Source organism: Faecalibacterium sp. DFI.5.82 (assembly GCF_029076575.1).
Lineage (GTDB): Bacteria > Bacillota > Clostridia > Oscillospirales > Ruminococcaceae > Faecalibacterium > Faecalibacterium duncaniae.
In genome coordinates this window covers 1-409 of the sequence record NZ_JARFIS010000107.1, presented here as the reverse complement: position 1 = coordinate 409, position 409 = coordinate 1, and the positions used below count along the sequence as shown (strand labels likewise).

General features: G+C 50.9%; 1 protein-coding gene. It reads right to left on the bottom strand.

Annotated features, from left to right (window positions below):
* On the bottom strand, positions 1–324 hold a 324-nt coding region (locus tag P0G09_RS15795; protein WP_342760543.1), incomplete at its 3' end, for a helix-turn-helix domain-containing protein.
* Positions 325–409: the final 85 nt, after the last annotated feature.

The following is a 409-nucleotide window of genomic DNA, read 5'->3' as shown; positions in this document are numbered from 1 at the left end:
GTGTGGCTTTTCCCGTTCTGGTGTAGACTCCTGCGGCTCTTCGTATATCTCAAAGATTGTGTTGCTCATCCTTCCTTTACCGTCTCTCTGCCGGTGCCGGACAAGGTAGCCGTGCTTTTCAAGCTCACGGAGCGCGGAGAGAATGGCATCCGGACCTTCCTTGCAGATTGCAGAAAGTCCCTTGGTTAAGAACTTCCAGCCATCATTAAACGAGAGCATCTTTGAGAGAAGACCGACTGCCTTGAGTGACAGGCTCTTGTCTCGAAGGTGGAAGTTCGCCATGACCGTATAGCCACGATTCTTGTTTATGCGATAGACTGCCACAGAAATCACCTTGCCATCTTGGAAAGCAGATCTTCGCCGCACTTTTTCTGGAACTTCATTCGGATGACATCCTTGCCCTTCGGCG